The sequence below is a fragment of the Alkalilacustris brevis genome (genome assembly GCF_003350345.1).
Lineage (GTDB): Bacteria > Pseudomonadota > Alphaproteobacteria > Rhodobacterales > Rhodobacteraceae > Alkalilacustris > Alkalilacustris brevis.
Genome location: NZ_QNVJ01000053.1, coordinates 48,067 through 64,503, shown reverse-complemented (window position 1 = coordinate 64,503; position 16,437 = coordinate 48,067). Strand labels below are relative to the sequence as shown.

At 63.9% G+C, this 16,437-nt stretch carries 13 protein-coding genes; 8 read left to right on the top strand and 5 right to left on the bottom strand.

The window, feature by feature from the left end; all coding sequences use genetic code 11:
* Window positions 1-228: 228 nt before the first annotated feature.
* Window positions 229-1,215: a PhnD/SsuA/transferrin family substrate-binding protein gene (locus DQ229_RS07675; protein ID WP_114965684.1), complete on the top strand. Its 987-nt coding sequence runs from the start codon at window positions 229-231 to the stop codon at window positions 1,213-1,215.
* A 24-nt stretch (window positions 1,216-1,239) separates the two neighbouring features.
* Window positions 1,240-3,591 carry a xanthine dehydrogenase family protein molybdopterin-binding subunit gene (locus DQ229_RS07670; protein ID WP_114965683.1) on the top strand — a complete coding sequence of 784 codons (2,352 nt, stop codon included), beginning with the start codon at window positions 1,240-1,242 and terminating at the stop codon, window positions 3,589-3,591.
* 459 nt (window positions 3,592-4,050) lie between these two features.
* On the opposite strand, the gene DQ229_RS07665 is transcribed toward DQ229_RS07670, so the two are convergent.
* A complete protein-coding gene (locus DQ229_RS07665) occupies window positions 4,051-5,079 on the bottom strand; it encodes an asparaginase (RefSeq protein WP_114965682.1) in 1,029 nt (342 codons plus the stop codon).
* 45 nt (window positions 5,080-5,124) lie between these two features.
* The gene (locus DQ229_RS07660) at window positions 5,125-5,970 is read right to left on the bottom strand and encodes a fumarylacetoacetate hydrolase family protein (protein ID WP_114965681.1); all 846 of its coding nucleotides are present in this window, start codon (window positions 5,968-5,970) and stop codon (window positions 5,125-5,127) included.
* 195 nt (window positions 5,971-6,165) lie between these two features.
* Here DQ229_RS07660 and DQ229_RS07655 point away from each other — a divergent pair, with 195 nt between their 5' ends.
* The 6 genes from DQ229_RS07655 (at window position 6,166) to DQ229_RS07630 (ending at window position 12,934) form a co-directional block, all read left to right on the top strand.
* Complete coding sequence (locus DQ229_RS07655) at window positions 6,166-7,242, top strand: alpha/beta hydrolase family protein (protein ID WP_114965680.1); 1,077 nt, start codon at window positions 6,166-6,168, stop codon at window positions 7,240-7,242.
* 185 nt (window positions 7,243-7,427) lie between these two features.
* Window positions 7,428-8,408, top strand: a complete 981-nt coding sequence (dctP, locus tag DQ229_RS07650; protein ID WP_114965679.1) for a TRAP transporter substrate-binding protein DctP — start codon at window positions 7,428-7,430, stop codon at window positions 8,406-8,408.
* A gap of 78 nt (window positions 8,409-8,486) precedes the next feature.
* On the top strand, window positions 8,487-8,999 hold the full coding sequence (locus tag DQ229_RS07645; protein ID WP_114965678.1) for a TRAP transporter small permease: 513 nt from the start codon (window positions 8,487-8,489) through the stop codon (window positions 8,997-8,999).
* Window positions 8,999-10,315, top strand: coding sequence for a TRAP transporter large permease (locus DQ229_RS07640; RefSeq protein WP_338014155.1), 1,317 nt, complete (start codon window positions 8,999-9,001; stop codon window positions 10,313-10,315). Before DQ229_RS07645 ends, DQ229_RS07640 begins: the two co-directional genes overlap by 1 nt.
* Window positions 10,316-10,411: 96 nt before the next feature.
* Window positions 10,412-11,830 carry an SLC13 family permease gene (locus DQ229_RS07635; protein ID WP_114965677.1) on the top strand — a complete coding sequence of 473 codons (1,419 nt, stop codon included), beginning with the start codon at window positions 10,412-10,414 and terminating at the stop codon, window positions 11,828-11,830.
* Between the two features lie 414 nt (window positions 11,831-12,244).
* Window positions 12,245-12,934, top strand: a complete 690-nt coding sequence (locus DQ229_RS07630; protein ID WP_238380995.1) for a GntR family transcriptional regulator — start codon at window positions 12,245-12,247, stop codon at window positions 12,932-12,934.
* A gap of 205 nt (window positions 12,935-13,139) precedes the next feature.
* On the opposite strand, the gene DQ229_RS07625 is transcribed toward DQ229_RS07630, so the two are convergent.
* The 3 genes from DQ229_RS07625 to DQ229_RS07615 form a co-directional block, all read right to left on the bottom strand.
* On the bottom strand, window positions 13,140-14,339 hold the full coding sequence (locus tag DQ229_RS07625) for a CaiB/BaiF CoA transferase family protein (protein WP_202909530.1): 1,200 nt from the start codon (window positions 14,337-14,339) through the stop codon (window positions 13,140-13,142).
* An 85-nt stretch (window positions 14,340-14,424) separates the two neighbouring features.
* Window positions 14,425-15,936, bottom strand: coding sequence for a tripartite tricarboxylate transporter permease (locus DQ229_RS07620; RefSeq protein WP_114965676.1), 1,512 nt, complete (start codon window positions 15,934-15,936; stop codon window positions 14,425-14,427).
* Complete coding sequence (locus DQ229_RS07615) at window positions 15,936-16,379, bottom strand: tripartite tricarboxylate transporter TctB family protein (RefSeq protein ID WP_162300795.1); 444 nt, start codon at window positions 16,377-16,379, stop codon at window positions 15,936-15,938. Before DQ229_RS07615 ends, DQ229_RS07620 begins: the two co-directional genes overlap by 1 nt.
* Between the last annotated feature and the right edge of the window lie 58 nt (window positions 16,380-16,437).

Here is a 16,437-nt window from a genome sequence, read left to right as displayed (position 1 = left end):
GGGCGCTGCAGCTGCGCGGCCATGCAACCGGCCGCGCTTGACAGTCAAAGACGATGCTTTCTATTATTATCGACAGTAATGAAAAATAACGAGAATATTTCGCTGCTCCGTGCCCGGCCTGCCGCCCCTGTCACGGCAAACGGCCCTCGGCGATGCCACACCGAGGCGCACCCGCCCGCCGAAACGCCTTGAGCCCACCGCTCACCCCTTCAGATAGCGAGCCCCGACATGACCAAACCAGCCTTCACGATCACCTGTGTTGCCTCGGACAGGACGCGCCCGCTTGCCACGGGGGAAGTCAACGTGCCCGGCGCGCAGCTTGATTTCCGCTTCGGCGAGCCGGAAGCGATCTTTCGCGAAGCGCTCAACAACGCATCCAGCGAAATCACCGAACTGTCGATGTCGAGCCACATCATCACCACCGCACGCGGCGATGCCCGGTATGTCGCGGTGCCGATTTTCCTGTCGCGCGCGTTCCGTCACTCGGCGATCTTCGTGCGGGCCGAGGCCGGGTTTTCATCGCTGGCCGATCTGAAGGGGGCGAATATCGGGGTGCCGGAATACCAGCAGACCGCCGCCATGTGGGTGCGGGGCATGATGAGCCAGGCCGGCGTCGCGGCATCGGATGTGACATGGCATGTCGGCGGCCTGAACGCGCCGAGCCAGGGCGAAAGGATCAAGATATCGCTTCCCGACGACATCAAGGTCAACACTCTGTCAGGCGCCGACACGCTGAACGAGATGTTGCTCTCGGGGCGGCTTGATGCGATCATTTCGCCACGTGTGCCCGATGGCCTTGTGCGCGGTGACAGGCGTGTGGCGCGGCTCTATCCCGATCTGAAAGCTGCCGAAACGGCCTACTACAAGGAGACGGGCTTTTTCCCGATCATGCACGCGCTGGCGGTTCGCAAGGATGTCGCCGAAGAACACCCCTGGCTGCCCGAAGCGCTTTTCACCGCCTTCACCGCCGCGAAACGGCAGCGGCAGGAGGAAATGGCGATGACGAACGTGTTGCGGGTTTCCCACCCCTGGAGCGTCCATGACTTTACCGAGGCAATGCAGCTTACCGGTGGCAACCCCTGGCCCTACGGTTTCGCCCGCAACCGCGACGAACTAGAGGCGATGACACGGTTCATGCAGGCCGACGGCACTGCCAGCCGCAAGGTGGACCCCGAAGAGCTGTTCCACCCCTCGACCCTCGCGCTCGTGGAATGACCCCGGAGAAAGGATGCTGAAAGGATGACAATGCGTGCAGGTATCGGCCAGCCCCTCCCGCGGTCCGAGGATCAACGCCTGCTCACCGGGCGGGGGCGATATGTCGATGACATCTCGTCAGGGCGCGAGGCCTTCATGGCGGTTGTGCGCGCGCCCCACGCAGCCGCGCGGATCACCGGGATCGATATCGCGGAGGCCGAGGCCTTTCCGGGTGTGCTGGCGGTGCTGACCGGCGCCGACCTGGTTGCCGATGGTATCGGCACGCTGCACACGATAGTGCAGCGTCACAAGCGCGACGGCTCCCCGATGGAACGGCCGCCCTTTCACCCGCTGGCCGTGGAGCAGGTCCGTTTCGCCGGCGAGGGTGTGGCGGTCGTGGTTGCCGAGACCATGAACGCGGCGCGAGACGCCGCCGATATGGTGATGGTCGATTACGAGCCGCTCGACGCCGTGACCAGCGCCGAAACGGCGCTGGAGCCGGGCGCACCGGTCGTCTGGCCGGGCCTTGTGGAGGACAACATCTCATTCGTCTTCGAGGCCGGTGACAAGAACCGCGCCGATGCCGCTTTCGCTAAGGCCGATCATGTGACCACGCTCGATTTTCGCGTGACGCGGGTTTCGGCCAACCCGCTGGAGCCACGCAACGCCATAGGAAGCTACGACCCCATCGAAGAACGCTACACCCTGGTTTCGGGTGTGCAGATCCCGCACAAGATCCGCAGCGAGATCGCCGAGAACACCTTGGGCATCGACCCGATGCGCCTGCGCATCATCGCCCCCGATGTGGGCGGGGCCTTCGGCATGAAGGGCAGCCCCTTTCCTGAACATGTCCTGGTGCTCTGGGCGTCCCGTCGCCTTGGCCGGCCAGTGCGCTGGACCGCGACACGCTCGGAATCCTTCCTGTCGGATTTCCATGCGCGCGACAACTTCACCACCGTGTCGCTTGCGCTGGACAAGGCAGGCCGTTTTCTCGGCCTGAAAGTGCGCACCAAGGCCAATCTCGGGGCCTATCTCGGGTTCAACACGCCGCATTCGCCCACGAACAACCTTGGCGGCCTGTCGGGGGTCTACACCACGCCGGCGATCCATGCCGAGGTGCTGGGCGTCCATACCAACACCCAGCCGACCGCGCCCTACCGTGGGGCCGGCCGTCCGGAGGCGACCTACGCGATCGAGCGCGTCATAGACCTGGCGGCAGAGGAGCTTGGCATGGACAGGGTGGAACTGCGCCGCCGCAACCTGATCCCGGCTTCGGCCATGCCATATGACACCGGGTTCCTGTTCGTCTATGACACCGGCGAATTCGAGCGGAACATGGATGCCGCGCTCGATGCCTCGGACTTCGCCGGGTTCGAGGCCCGCAGGAAGGCCTCGCAGGAAAAGGGGCTGCTGCGCGGCATCTCCCTGGTCAACGCGATCGAGATTGCCGGCGGGCCGTTTGGTGCCACAAATGAAGAGGGTGCCGAGATCCGCTTTGACCCGGGCGGCGGCGTCACCCTTCTGATGGGCACGCAAAACCACGGGCAGGGCCATGAAACTGCCTTCCGGCAAATGGCCGTAGAGTTCCTGGGGGTTGCGCCCGAGAATGTCCGGGTGGTTTCGGGCGATACCGACGCGGTACGCCACGGGCGGGGCACCTTCGGGTCGCGCTCGGCCATGGCGGGGGGGCTGGCCCTGCGCCGCGCGTCCGACAAGCTTCTGGCCCGTGCGAGAAAGCTCGCCGCGCACCTGCTCGAAACCGGGGAAGAAGAGATCGATTTCGATGCCGGCACGTTCCGGGTGCGTGGCGCAAACCGCAATATCCGCATCGAAGAGGTGGCGCGCGCCTCCTACATTCGCGGGCGCTTCCCGATCGATTGGGAGATGGGCCTGGGAGAGCAGGCCATCGTCATCCCGCCCGAGGCCAATTTCCCCAACGGCGTGCATGTCTGCGAGGTCGAGGTGGACCCCGAGACCGGGCAGGTCGCGATCGTGAACTATGCGGTCGTCGATGATGTGGGAACAGTGGTCAATCCGCTTCTGGTCAAGGGGCAGATTCACGGCGGCGTGGCGCAGGGCATCGGGCAGGCCGTAGGCGAGGAAATCGTCTTCGACGACTCGACCGGGCAGCTTCTGACCGGCAGCTTCATGGATTACCAGATGCCGCGCGCGACCGATCTGCCGATGATCGGCGTGATCTCGAACCCGGTGCCCAGCACCAATAACGCGCTTGGCATCAAGGGCGCGGGCGAAGCCGGGGCTGTCGGGGCGTTGCCGGCCTATATGAACGCGGTGATCCACGCGCTTTCGCCGCTGGGTGTGCGCCATCTCGACATGCCCGCAACGCCGTGCAGGGTATGGCAGGCCATTCAGGAGGCGCGCGAAGCAAAGGGGTGAAGTAGCTGCCGCCTCGGCCACGGTGGGGCGCGGCGTCTTGTGTGCCTGGCAGGCAGTAGACAAGCCGCATTATCTCGTGGCGTTGGAAAATCATTCCCTACACTACAGCCGATCACGAGGCGCAGAGGGCCGCGCCCGACCTTGGGTGGGCGCTGTGCGGCGATACTTCGGAACGCAACGCTAAAAAGCATGAATGCCGCCAGTGCATTTCGGGACATCGCCGAAGCGCCCACCCGGGGGGAAGGGCGGGCGCGGCCCGGGCTTGCAGCCCGCGCCAGGGCTTGGGCCGGCGTGGCGCAGAACACCTTTCCAGTGCTGCGCCGGCAAATGCTTGGGCTCGTAGTTCTTCAGCAGCCTGACAAAGCAATTTCAAGTCAGATGGGATCACCTGGCGACTCGGAAATCGCTACAAGTCAGGAGGTTACAGCCATTCGGTATTTCAACGAAAACCGAATGATTTCATGCGTAATGCCGGAAGATGCGGGCCAGATCCTCGCCGGAGGCCGTGCCATCGGCAAGCGCAAGCTGCAGCAGCAGCCGCGCCTTCAGCGCGCCCAGCCCACCGCCGTGCACAAGGCCCCGCCGCAGCAGGTCGATCTCGGAACCTTCGAACCCATAGGTGCGCTCGAAAACGGGGCCTTCGGCAACCCGCGTTGACAGGACCACGGGCATCTGTGCCGCAAGGGCCTCCAGCGGCCCGGCAACGGGCTGCGGCACATGCCCTGCCCCCATGGCCGCGATCACCGCGCCGCGATAGCCCAAGTCTGGCAGCGCCGGCAACATCCGGCCATCGTCGCCCAGGCCGATCTGCACAAGGGCAACCGGCGGCGGCACGGCATCGGGGGGCAAGCTGAACACCGGGCGGGCCGGAAGCCGCAGCTGTTGTTGAAAGCGCCCCTCGACCACATGCCCGACAGGCCCGAAAGGCGCCGAGGTAAACGCGTGCGGGCGCCCGGTATGCCCCTTGCGCACGAAACGCGCGGCGTGGACTTCATCGCCAAGCACGACCAGAACCCCGGTATCGCGCGCGCCACTGGCCGCCACACTCACGGAGGCCAGAAGATTGGCCGGGCCATCCGCCCCGGCGGCCTGGGCACCGCGCATCGCCCCGGTGACGACGACCGGCGCCCCCACCTGCAACAGGCAATCCAGCACGAAGGCGGTTTCCTCGATCGTGTCGGTGCCCTGCACGACGACCGCCCCCGCCGCGCCTGCGGCCAAGGCCGCCTCGATCTCGGCCGCGACCCTGATGAGATGCGTGATCCCGAGCGAGGCGCCAGGCATCTGAAACGGCGAGGCCACGGTGACATCGGCCACCTCGCCCAGCCCCGGCACCGCCGCGACCAGGTCGGCCCCGGAAAGCGACGGTGCGATACCGCCGGAGGCATCGCGGGTCATCGCAATGGTGCCGCCAAGGGCAAGAACGGCCACCCGACCGCCGGGCTGCCGATCTGCCGCCTGATCTGGGGCGCGGTCCTGTTGCTGCATGACGTTTCCGGCCTCTTTCACGTGATCTGCGCAGGCGTGCCGGGCTTAACCTTCGGCGACAACTTCCTGGCGCTGGCCGCCCAGGCCGTCGATGCCGAGTTCAACCACATCGCCGGGCGCAAGATAGCGGGGCGGCTTCATGCCAAGGCCGACACCCGGCGGCGTGCCGGTCATGATGATGTCGCCGGGATGCAGGGTGAAGAACCGGCTGAGGTAACTGACCAGGTGCTGCACCCCATACACCATCGTCGCGGTCGATCCGTTCTGCATCGTCTTGCCATTGACGGTCAGCCACAGGTTCAGTGCCTGCGGGTCGGCCACCTCGTCACGGGTAACGAGCCAGGGGCCGACCGGGCCGAAGCTGTCGGCGCTCTTGCCCTTTGTCCACTGGCCGGAATGTTCCATCTGCCAGGCCCGTTCGCTCACATCATTGGCCACGGCATAGCCCGCGACATGGGCCAGCGACCCGGCCTCTTCGACGTGGCGGGCCCTTTGCCCGATGATGATGGCCAGCTCTACCTCCCAGTCGGTCTTTTCAGACCCTTTCGGCACGATGATCGGATCATTCGGGCCGGACAGTGCCGAGGTCGCCTTGAGAAAGGTGATCGGCTCGGGCGGCACCTGGGCGCCGGTTTCCGCCGCGTGATCCGAATAGTTCAGCCCGATGCAGATGATCTTGCCCGTTCCGCCGACACAGGGGCCAAGGCGTGCGCCCTCGGGCAGCGCGGGCAGCGCCGCCGGATCGATGCCGCGCAGCATGTCCAGGCCGACATCGGAAAGCACCTGCCCGGCAATATCTGGCACCAGGCCCGTCAGATCGCGCGCGCGCCCCTCGGCGTCGAGCATTCCGGGTCTCTCCTGCCCCGCGGGGCCCCAGCGAAAAAGCTTCATACCTGTATCCTCATCCGTGCATTCAGGGCCCTGCGCCCAGCTTCAAGACGGCTGCCCGCATCCAAGGCCGCAGCCGCGCGGACCCCTGGCCAACATTCGTTGCGACCATATTTCATCGTTGATTATCATGTAAACCTAGGAAACTTTGCTTACTATACTTTTTGCCGGACAGCCCAAACCCGTCAGGAGAAAACCATGGCAGACGAGATGCTTGCCGAAACCCTGCGGGACAGGCTGCCACGCCTATTCGCGGCAGGCGTAGATTACAACGATGTCCAGATGCTTCTGGCGCGTATCACGCGAATAGCTGACTGGCCCGGTGAATGGGAGCGATTGGCGCGCGAACGCGAAACCCACGGCCTGGCCGCAATGGAGGCGGGGCGGCATGTCTCGGCGGGGGCGGCGTTTCAGGCAGCGGCGCTGTATTACCACTTTGCGCAGTTCGTGCTTTTCGACGATCTGGCGCGCAAGCGGCGGCTGCAGCAGTTGCAGGCCGATGCCCATCGGCGGGCCGCCCGCTGGCTTTCCCCCCCGGCCGAGGAAATCGCCATTCCGTTCGAGGGGATCCATTTTCAAGGCAACCTGCGCATCCCGCAAGGGGCGCCAGGCCCGGCGCCATGCGTCTTGCTCAATCCAGGGGCCGACTCGACCAAGGAAGAGTTTCACACGCTCGAGAACGAGTTTCTGCGCCGCGGCCTGGCGACCTTCAGCTATGACGGGCCGGGACAGGGGCTGACATGGGACGCCATGAAGCTGCGCCCCGATTTCGAGCGTCCGATTGCGGCAGTGATCGACCGGATCGCGCGGCACCCTGCCATCGCCCCGGAACGGATCGGCATTTGGGGGCGCAGCCTTGGCGCCTATTGCGCGTTGCGCGGGGCGACCGACCCGCGCCTTCGCGCCTGTGTCAGCATCGGCGGATTCTACGCGATGGGGCCAGCATGGCCGCGTATGCCCCGCGGCACGACAGAATCGCTCGGCCATGCTTTCGGCGCGCGTGACCCCGACGAGGCCGCTGCACTGGCAGCGCATTATACACTCGAGGGGGTGCTGGGCGCGGTCTCCTGCCCGGTGCTGATCGTGCATAGCGGACAGGATAATGTCTGCCCGGTCGAAGACAGCCACAGGATGGCGGCCGAGCTGGGCGGAAAGGCCGATCTCGCGATCTTCGCCGAAGGTAATCACGTGTGTGACAATATCCCCTACAGGGTCCGCCCGCTCATGGCCGACTGGCTTGCCGAGAAGCTGGGCGCCCCGCCCCGCGCGCAGTGATCGCCAGCAGCGGGGCACGACGGTGCGCGAAGAAATCCATACCTCCAGCGCAGGCGGCAGCGGGGCAGACATCCTGTCGAGCAAGGGGCAGAAAGCTTGACAGAAAACAATATCATCGATAAAAAATTATACTCTAGATTACAGGGAAAACCTGTAACAAGAATGAAAGGGAGGGAAATTCACAAATGACACGACCGATTTACGCCATTGCCTTCGCGGCGGCCGTTGCAGCGTTTCCGGCATCCGCGCAGGAAGTTCTGCGCGCGCAGACGACCTTGCCGACGCAGCACACGCTGTCACAGAGCTTCATCAAGCACTTCATTGATGTGGTAAATGCCGACGGCACGGTTCAGATCAACCTGCTTGGCGGGCCCGAGGTGAACCCCCAGGACCGCGCGGTGCAGGCGCTGGAACGCGGCCTGCTTGATATCCTGTGGACCCCGGCTGCCTTCATGACCGGTCAGGTGCCCGAGGCCCAGTCGATGATGCTGCAGAATGTCGGCATCGATGAATTGCGCTCGAACGGTGCCTTCGACCATTACGCCGGCATCTTTCGCGAAAAAGCGAACGGGCACTTCCTGGCCTGGAGCGAAACCAGCGCCGGCTATTACCTCTACCTGACATCCGAGCCGGCACTAGACGACGATGGCGTGGTCGATCTGACGGGCCTGTCCATGCGTTCGACCGGGGCCTATCGTCCGATCATCGAGGCGCTGAACGGCTCGCCCGTTGCCATTCCGGCCGGTGATGTCCCACAGGGGCTTGACCGCGGGGTGATCGATGGTTTCGGCTGGCCGACCGTCGGACTCGAATCGATCGGGCTTCAGGAATCCGTCAACTATCGGGTCGAGCCGCCGTTCTACCACCTGGCCAATGTCGTCCTGGTCAACCAGGACAAGTGGGAAAGCCTCAGCGACGAAGCCCGCGAGCAGCTCAGCCGCATCGCGCTTGAGTATGAGCAGGCGTCGATCGTGGAAATGAACGAGATGGGCGAGGCCGACGTCGCCGCGGCCGATGCCGCCGGAGTGCAGGCCGTCCGCATGGAAGGCGAAGCGGCAGATCGCTACCTGTCGGTCGCATTCGAGGCGATGTGGGACAACGTGCGCGGCAATGTGGGCGATGAAACCACCGAGGAAATGCGGGCACTGATCTACAGGGCCGACTGATCACGGAAACCGTTCCGGGGCGCGCGCCATGTGGCGCGCGCCCTTTGCGTATCTGTTCATCAACCGGACGGTTTGATCATGCTGGCTATCCTCGGCCGCGCCTATGCGGGCCTCATAAACGGGCTTGCGGCCCTTGCCGCACTGCTTGTCGTCGTGTCCATCGGGCTGGTCATTGCAAATGTCGCCTCGCGCGCAATGGGGTATGGGTCGTTTCAGGCCACGATTGCTGCCGTTGAATACATCCTGCTCTACTTCACGCTGTTGAGTGCGCCATACCTTCTGCACAACCGCGGGCACGTGATGGTGGACATGGTCATCAAGAACCTGTCCGGCCTGCCCAGGCGCCTGCTTGAATCGGTGATCTACCTGATCGGGATCGCGGTCTCCGGGATCTTCGTGGTGGTCAGCGTGCAGATCATGCGTGACGCGATCGCGCGCGGAACCTTCGATGAGCGCTCGGTCGACTTGCCCTACTGGCTGCTCTACGCGGCGTTTCCACTGTGTTTCGGGCTGCTGCTGATAGAGTTCGCGCGCTATCTGCTGACCTCGCGCAGCCTTTATGACACCCGGGATTCGAGCGAGGGCCTGTGATGATTCTGGAATGGTATTTCGCGCTCGGCCTGCTGATATCGCTGGTGGTGGGCCAGATGATGCTGGGCGTCCCGGTGGCCATCGCCTTCATGGCGGCGAACCTGCTTTGCGCCTATCTTTTCATGGGCGACACTTTCGCATTCTATCAGGTGGTCGACAATTCGACCTCGCTGATCACCCGCTTTCAGCTTGCGCCGGTGCCTTTCTTCATCCTGATGGGGGCGCTGTTTTTCTATTCAGGCATCGCGCAGCGGGTCTTCACCACACTCGATCTGCTGCTCGGACGTATTCCAGGGCGGCTGTGCTTTCTGACCGTGGGCGGCGGCGCGCTGTTCTCGACGCTTACCGGGTCGAGCATGGCAAACACCGCGATGCTGGGGTCGATGATGGTGCCCGAGATGGAGCGCCGCGGCTATCACTGGCGGATGTCACTGGGGCCGATCCTGGGCACCGGCGGACTGGCCATGATCATTCCCCCCTCGACGCTGGGCGTCTTGCTGGCAACAGTGGCCGGGCTGGACGTGGGGCGCTTCCTGATTGCGGGCATCTTGCCCGGGCTGGTGCTCGGGCTGCTCTATACGCTTGTCATCGTCGGGCAGGTCTGGCGCAATCCCTCCTATGCACCGCAATACGAGGTCGCACCCGTTCCACTCAGTGAAAAGCTCTGGGCCGCCCTGGTCAATCTCGTGCCCATGGGGTTCGTGGTGTTCATGGTGGTAGGGTTGATCCTGCTGGGGATCGCCACCCCGACCGAGTCGGCCGCTTTCGGGGTGCTCTCCATTCTGATCCTGATGGCGGCATTCCGGGTGCTGTCATACAGGGCGCTGCACGATGCCCTGCTTTCGACTGTGAAGATCGGCGGCATGGTGTTCTTCATCATCCTGAATTCCAGCATCTTCAGCCAGCTTCTGGCCTATTCGGGGGCAAGTTCGGGGATGCTGCGCTTTGCGGCATCGTTTGATGTGAACACCGTGACCGTGCTCCTGTTCATGTTCATCGCGCTGCTGTTTCTCGGGATGTTCATGGATCCGGTCTCGATGATCCTGATTACCACCCCGATCTTCTTTCCGCTGGCGCAGACACTTGGAATCAACCCGCTGTGGTTTGGCCTTTTCGTTCTGATCTGCCTTGAAATGAGCCAGACGACACCACCCTTCGGGTTGTTGCTTTATGTGATGCTCGGGGTCGCACCAAAGGGCACGACCCTGCGAAAGGTCGCCATCGCCGCGGCGCCTTATCTGGGATGCGATGCAATACTCATCGTCGTGATGTATGTGTTTCCGTCGCTGGTTCTTTATCTGCCGAGCCTGTTGTAGCAGGCACGGTTGAACGACTGGGGTCATGCGCGCAGATTGCGGCGCGGCGCGGTTTCTGGCCTGCGGGGTAATCGCCTGCCCGACCGGGGGGAAAGGATGAACTGGAACAGCAATCTCATGGCCGGCCGGACATTCGGCAGCGCCGGTCGGCGCGCCCTTGTGGTGGTGCTCGTCTGTGCGGGGCTGGCCATATGGCTGCACAGCGGCGACACCCCCGCAGTAATGGCGAACAGCATCGCGCTGGTCCTGATGGCGATCGGTTTCTGGGGGCTGGGGGTCCTGTCCGAAGCGCTTACCGGGCTGCTGTTCCTGCTCGGAGCGACGCTGCTGCTTCAGCTTGAACCGGCGGTCGTTTTCTCGGGTTTCACGACAACGGCGTTCTGGCTCATATTTGCGGGCGCGGTACTGAGCGCAAGCGCCACGCGGACCGGGCTTTCCGACTGGCTGGCCGCGCACTCGGTCGGGGGCATCTTTGCCTCTACAGGCTATGGGATGCGCGTGGCCATCGTCGTGACCTTCTCGGCGGGGCTGGCTCTCATTCTGCCGTCCACCCTTGGGCGCGTGGCGATCCTGCTGCCGTTGGTGATCGCCTTGTGCGATCAGTTCGGCTATCAATCGGGCGGCAAGGGGCGGACGGGCCTGGTTCTGGCCGCGGCGGTCGGAACCTATATCGTGCCGATCACCTTCCTGCCCGCCAACCTTCCCAATATCGTTCTTGCCGGTTCACTTGAGTCGATCTACGGCATCACACCCACTTTCGGCGCCTATCTTGTGCTGCATTTCCCGGTGATCGGGCTGGTCAAGGGCGTTGCGCTGGTTCTGATCGTCAACGCCCTGTTCAGAGAAGCCCCGGCCCCCGCAACCCAGCACGACGAAGGGCACATCGAGCCGCTTTCAGGATCCGGGCAGCGCCTGCTGTTTGTCCTGGTCGCGACGCTGGCGCTGTGGAGCGTCGATTTCCTGCACGGTATATCCCCGGCCTGGGTGGGCCTCGGCGCGGCCATTCTGTGCCTGATGCCTTTCATGGGCATAATCGATTTCAAGGAAATGCCCCTGCATTCGATCTTCCCCATGCTGCTATACATCGGTGCGGTTCTGGGAATTGGCGCGGTGATGACGCATTCGGGCGCGGGCGAGGCGCTGTCGCGCCTGATCGTGAGCAACCTTCCGCTGGCGGACACCGGCAATCTCATGCGCCTGCTTTTACTGACGGCGGTCGCGACACTCACATCGCTGGCCACGACCATGCCTGTCGCCCCAGCGATGACCGCGCCCTTCTTTGCTGATATCGCCATCTCGACCGGCTGGACGATTGAAGCTGTCGGGATGAGCCAGGTTCTTGGCTATGCGACCCCGCTGTTGCCCTATCAGTTGCCGCCGCTGATGCTGGCGCTGGCCATGACAGGGATTTCGATGCGGGACGCAACGCGCGTTCTGCTCTGGCTGGCGGCTGTCACGACGCCTGTCACGCTCATCGCGGCACATTTTTGGTGGCAGGTCCTGGGATGGTACTGAGCACGCTCCAGTCCCGTTGCGCGAAACTCCGGCCGCAGTCGCGATCCCGGAAGGAAAGGACAGTGCCGGGGACCGGCCTGCAGTTGACGCGCGCGCCAGGGCCCGTTGCCTTCGCGCGTCGGGGCGCCCTGCCTTGCCAAGCGCGTATGCGCCACATATCTCGATATGATAGTCCTTTGCAATCTTCGCGGCAGGACCGGTGGTATCACTGTCAGTGGCGGCTATTGCGGATGCATCGGGGGAGCGGGTCAAATGTATCGCGCGCCCCTTGCGCGGTCGAATCCCCCGGATCGTCTGCAGAACACACCCCTGTTTCGCGCTGGTCAGGGGCATTACACGGATTGGATGATGGAGCATAAGGCGATGAAAGTTGAAAAGCCGGCGACCATGCCGCAAGACACCGCACCTCCGAACATGACCCCTTCGGCTGTCGATGCCGTATACGCCGCGCTCAAGGAAGACATCATCTCGGGCAAACGCAAGCCGGGCGAGAACCTGCGCATCGACCGGATGAGCCGCGCCTACGGAGTTGGCCCCACGCCACTGCGCGAAACCCTTCAGCGTCTGACGGCCGAGGATCTCGTGATTGCCCGCGGGGGGCGCGGATTCCAGGTTGCCCCGCTGACCGTTGACGAATTCGTCGATCTGAACATCGCGCGCACTGCGATCGAACTGGCCGCATTGCGCCTTTCGATCGAACACGGCAACGAGGATTGGGAAGGCCGAATTGTCGCAACCGGCTACATCCTGCAGAAATGGGATACCCAAATGCTTGCCGGAGCGTCTGACGAAGTCGACCGCTGGGAAAAGGCGAATGCCGAATTTCACGCCGCGCTTCTGTCGGGGTGCCCGTCGATCTGGCTGTTGCGCACCCAGCAGCGCCTGGCAAGCAAATGCGAACGCTATCGCCGGGTTGCGGTTACATCGGCTGGCGTGCGCTATAACAAGGATGTTGCACGTGAGCACAGGCAGTTGCACGATGCCGTTCTGCGCCGTGATGCCGAAGAAAGCTGCAAACTTTTGGCAGTGCACTACCAGCGCACCGTAGATGCCTTTCGCAGCCTTGCCGAGCATCGCAAGCAAGAGGCCACTAGCCAGTCATGAGCCCCGGCCAACCTGCACTGTTCCGGATCCTTCTATAAGCCTCGACAGCACCCTGAACACCGACGCCGTCACGCAGGCTGCCGCGATGGCGCCCGGTGATCGAGCGCGCGTTCCGCTGGAGCAGGTCGCCGAGGCGCATCGGCGCATGGACAGCCGCACCCATATGGCAAGGATCGCGCCGAGCAGCGGCCATGCGATTCCTGCGTCAGATCACGCCGTCGCGGCGCAGCGCCTCCAGCGCCGCGGAATCGAGCCCCAGTTCGCCCAGAACCGCATCCGTGTCCTGGCCCAGCCGGGGCGGCGCAGTACGGGTATCGGGGGTGCGTCCATCCACCATGAAGCCCGGGCGCAGCACTCGCAAGGGCGCGCCATCGGCCAGCACGCCGGGGTATTCCGCAACCTGGTCCCGGGTGGCGAACTGCGGATGGGCCAGCACCTGCGGAATGGTCAGAACCTCGCCTGCCGGCACGCCCAGGGCGCACAGTTCTTCGGCCCAGATCACGGCGTCGCGCGTAACCAGCCGCTCCGACACCAGCACTTCCAGAGCCTCGCGGTTGGTCTTGCGGGCCTCGCCGGTGGCATATTCAGGACGCTCCAGCAGGCGTTCCAGGCCCAGATGCCGGGCCAGAATCTCCCATTGCTCCTGCTTGTTGGTGGTAATGTTGATCAGCCCCGCGCGGCACTGGTAGGTTCCCGACGGTGCCGAGGTCACGTTGCGGTTGCCAACGGGTACGGGCTCCACCCCGGCGATCAGGTAATTCGACGCCGCCCAGCCCATGGTCGACAGCACCGCATTCAGCATCGACACATCCAGAAAGCAGCCGCGTTCCGGCGCGTTCAACGCCGCACAGATTGCCATGGCTGCTGTCAGCCCGCCAATGGAATCGGCCACGGGATAGCCTACGCGCAAGGGGCGATCGGGGCCTTCGCCAGTCACCGACATTACCCCGGCCACGCCCTGAATGATGTGGTCATAGGCGGGCCGGTCCCGCCACGGACCATCCTGACCGAACCCCGAAATCGCGCAATAGATCACCGACGGGTTTTCGGATTTGAGCGCCGGATAATCCAGCCCCAGGCGCGCCATCACCCCGGGCCGGAAATTTTCCGCCAGCACATCGGCGCCGCGCACAAGCCTTCGCAGGATATCAGCCCCGCGCGGGTCCTTTAGGTTCAAGGAAACCGATTGCTTGCCCGCGTTCTGCGCCAGAAACGAAGCGCCCATGCCCTGCGCATTCTGCGCCGGAACCTCGCCAAGCTGGCGGGCCAGATCGCCACGCCCGACCGGTTCGATCTTGATCACCTCGGCGCCCATGCTGGCAAGCTGGTGACAGGCCAGAGGCCCTGAAAGCATATTGGTCAGGTCCAGAACGCGAACCCCTTGCAGCGGTTTGTCGGAAGTCAAGCGTCCCTCCCTCGGTCACTTGTATCTGGGTTGCGGCTGTGGCCGGGTGTTGCACTGCCGTTCCCGCCGGTCGCCGGCGAACACCTTATTGACCAATGGCTCGCGCAGCTCTGCGCCTGCCCGCCAGCGTTTTGAACACCGCCCAAAGCAGCAGCGCCGCAGTCAGCGACAGGGTGATCCCCGAAATCGGGCGCTCCAGGAAGGTCATGAAATCCCCGCGCGAAAACAGCATGGCGCGCTTGAAATTCTCCTCGATCATGGGGCCCAGAATGAAACCGATCAGAATCGGCGCCAGCTGGAATTTCAGCGTGCGCAGCACATAGCCCAGCAGCCCGAAGAGCAGCACCAGCATGATATCGAAGGCACTGTTGCGCACCGTGTATGTGCCGATGCATATCAGGATCAGGATTGCCGGATAAAGCAGCGTGTAGGGGATTTGCAGCAACCGGATCCACAGTCCGATCAGCGGGATATTCAGCACCAGAAGCAGCACGTTGCCGATCCAGAAACTGGCCGCCAGACCCCAGAAGATTTCCGGGTTGTTCATCATCAACTGCGGGCCCGGCGCGACCCCGTTCATGATCAGCGCACCCAGCATGATCGCCATCGTGGCGCTGCCGGGAATGCCCAGCGTGAGCGTGGGAATGAACGCGGTCTGCGCCGCCGAGTTGTTGGCCGACTCGGGAGAGACGATCCCCTCGATCGCGCCGTTGCCGAAGCGCGACGGGTCGCGGGCGATCTTCTTCTCTATGGCATAGCTCAGGAATGTCGCGATGGTGGCTCCGGTGCCAGGTAACGCGCCGAACACGCCGCCCAGCAATGCCCCCCGCGCGACCGGACCCGCCGACTGGCGCCATTCCTCGCGTTCGGGCAGCATGGAGCGGAAGGTCACCTTGTCGATCTTTCGCCGTCCGCTCATGGACGAGCGCAACGACATGATCACCTCAGACACGCCGAACAGCCCCATCGCCAGCGCGATGAAGCTGATCCCGTCGCGCAATTCCAGATAGCCCAGGTTGTAGCGCGCCACGCCGCTGTCCACATCGGTGCCGATGGTGCCAAACATCAGCCCCAGCGCCACCATGGCAATCCCCTTCAGGGGGCGCTCATCGGTCACGACCGCCGCTGCCACCAGCCCCGCCACCATCAGCGAGAAATACTCGGCCGGGCCGATGGCGATGGCCGCATCAGCCAGCAGTGGCGAAAGCGTGTAAAGCGCGATGATCCCGAAGCTGCCCCCCACGAAAGAAGCTATGGTGGTGGAAAACAGCGCCACGCCCGCGCGGCCCTGCTGCGCCATGGGGTAGCCGTCGATGCAGGTCACGGCATTTGTGGGCGTACCAGGCAGGTTGAGCAGAATCGACGAGGTCGACCCGCCATATTCCGACCCGTAATACACCCCCGCCAGCATCACCAGCGCCGTTGTGGGCGGCAAGCCAATGCTGAGCGGCAGCAGCATCGAAACTGCCGCCAGCGACCCGATCCCCGGCAACGCACCCAGCATGGTGCCCAGAAACACCCCGATGAAGCAGTAAAACAGGTTCGTGGGCGAAAGCGCCATACCGAACCCCAGGATAACGTTGTCCACAAGCTCCATCAGAACGGACTCCGGAAAACGGGTATCTGGATACCAAGGATCAACGCGAAGACCACCCAGGCGCCGGCGGCAACGCCAACGGCCAGGATCGGCACCGCCGGCGGATGGGTCAGCGGCGAACCCACCGAGGCCACCACCACCCCGACAATCGTCGCGGGGATCATGCCCGTGCGCGGCAGCAGCCATGCAAACAGCCCCACCGCCCCCAGAACGCAGACCATGCCGCGCCAGTCAATTGACGGAACCCGACCCACGCGCCCGAAGGCACTCAACACGATCAAGGTGCCCAGCCCTACGCTGATCAGCCCCAGGCTGTAGGGCACGAACCCCGGTCCCATCCGCGCGAGGGAGCCTATGCGATAGTCCAACGCGCCATAGGCAAACCAGGCGCCAAAGGCGATCACGATCAGCCCCGAAATCACCTCGCCCCTGTCAATGCGCATGTGGATACCCTTTCGTTGCCCGAACGCCCTGCCACAGCCGCAGTGTGCCATATCCGGA

What these genes read in the sequence shown, in the direction of transcription:
- DQ229_RS07635 (WP_114965677.1), top strand. Translation starts at nt 10,412, where the DNA reads ATGAACTGGAACAGCAATCTCATGGCCGGCCGGACATTCGGCAGCGCC.
- DQ229_RS07665 (WP_114965682.1), bottom strand. Translation starts at nt 5,079, where the DNA reads ATGCAGCAACAGGACCGCGCCCCAGATCAGGCGGCAGATCGGCAGCCC.
- DQ229_RS07620 (WP_114965676.1), bottom strand. Translation starts at nt 15,936, where the DNA reads ATGGAGCTTGTGGACAACGTTATCCTGGGGTTCGGTATGGCGCTTTCG.
- DQ229_RS07655 (WP_114965680.1), top strand. Translation starts at nt 6,166, where the DNA reads ATGGCAGACGAGATGCTTGCCGAAACCCTGCGGGACAGGCTGCCACGC.
- DQ229_RS07675 (WP_114965684.1), top strand. Translation starts at nt 229, where the DNA reads ATGACCAAACCAGCCTTCACGATCACCTGTGTTGCCTCGGACAGGACG.
- dctP (WP_114965679.1), top strand. Translation starts at nt 7,428, where the DNA reads ATGACACGACCGATTTACGCCATTGCCTTCGCGGCGGCCGTTGCAGCG.
- DQ229_RS07630 (WP_238380995.1), top strand. Translation starts at nt 12,245, where the DNA reads ATGACCCCTTCGGCTGTCGATGCCGTATACGCCGCGCTCAAGGAAGAC.
- DQ229_RS07640 (WP_338014155.1), top strand. Translation starts at nt 8,999, where the DNA reads ATGATTCTGGAATGGTATTTCGCGCTCGGCCTGCTGATATCGCTGGTG.
- DQ229_RS07670 (WP_114965683.1), top strand. Translation starts at nt 1,240, where the DNA reads ATGACAATGCGTGCAGGTATCGGCCAGCCCCTCCCGCGGTCCGAGGAT.
- DQ229_RS07660 (WP_114965681.1), bottom strand. Translation starts at nt 5,970, where the DNA reads ATGAAGCTTTTTCGCTGGGGCCCCGCGGGGCAGGAGAGACCCGGAATG.
- DQ229_RS07615 (WP_162300795.1), bottom strand. Translation starts at nt 16,379, where the DNA reads ATGCGCATTGACAGGGGCGAGGTGATTTCGGGGCTGATCGTGATCGCC.
- DQ229_RS07645 (WP_114965678.1), top strand. Translation starts at nt 8,487, where the DNA reads ATGCTGGCTATCCTCGGCCGCGCCTATGCGGGCCTCATAAACGGGCTT.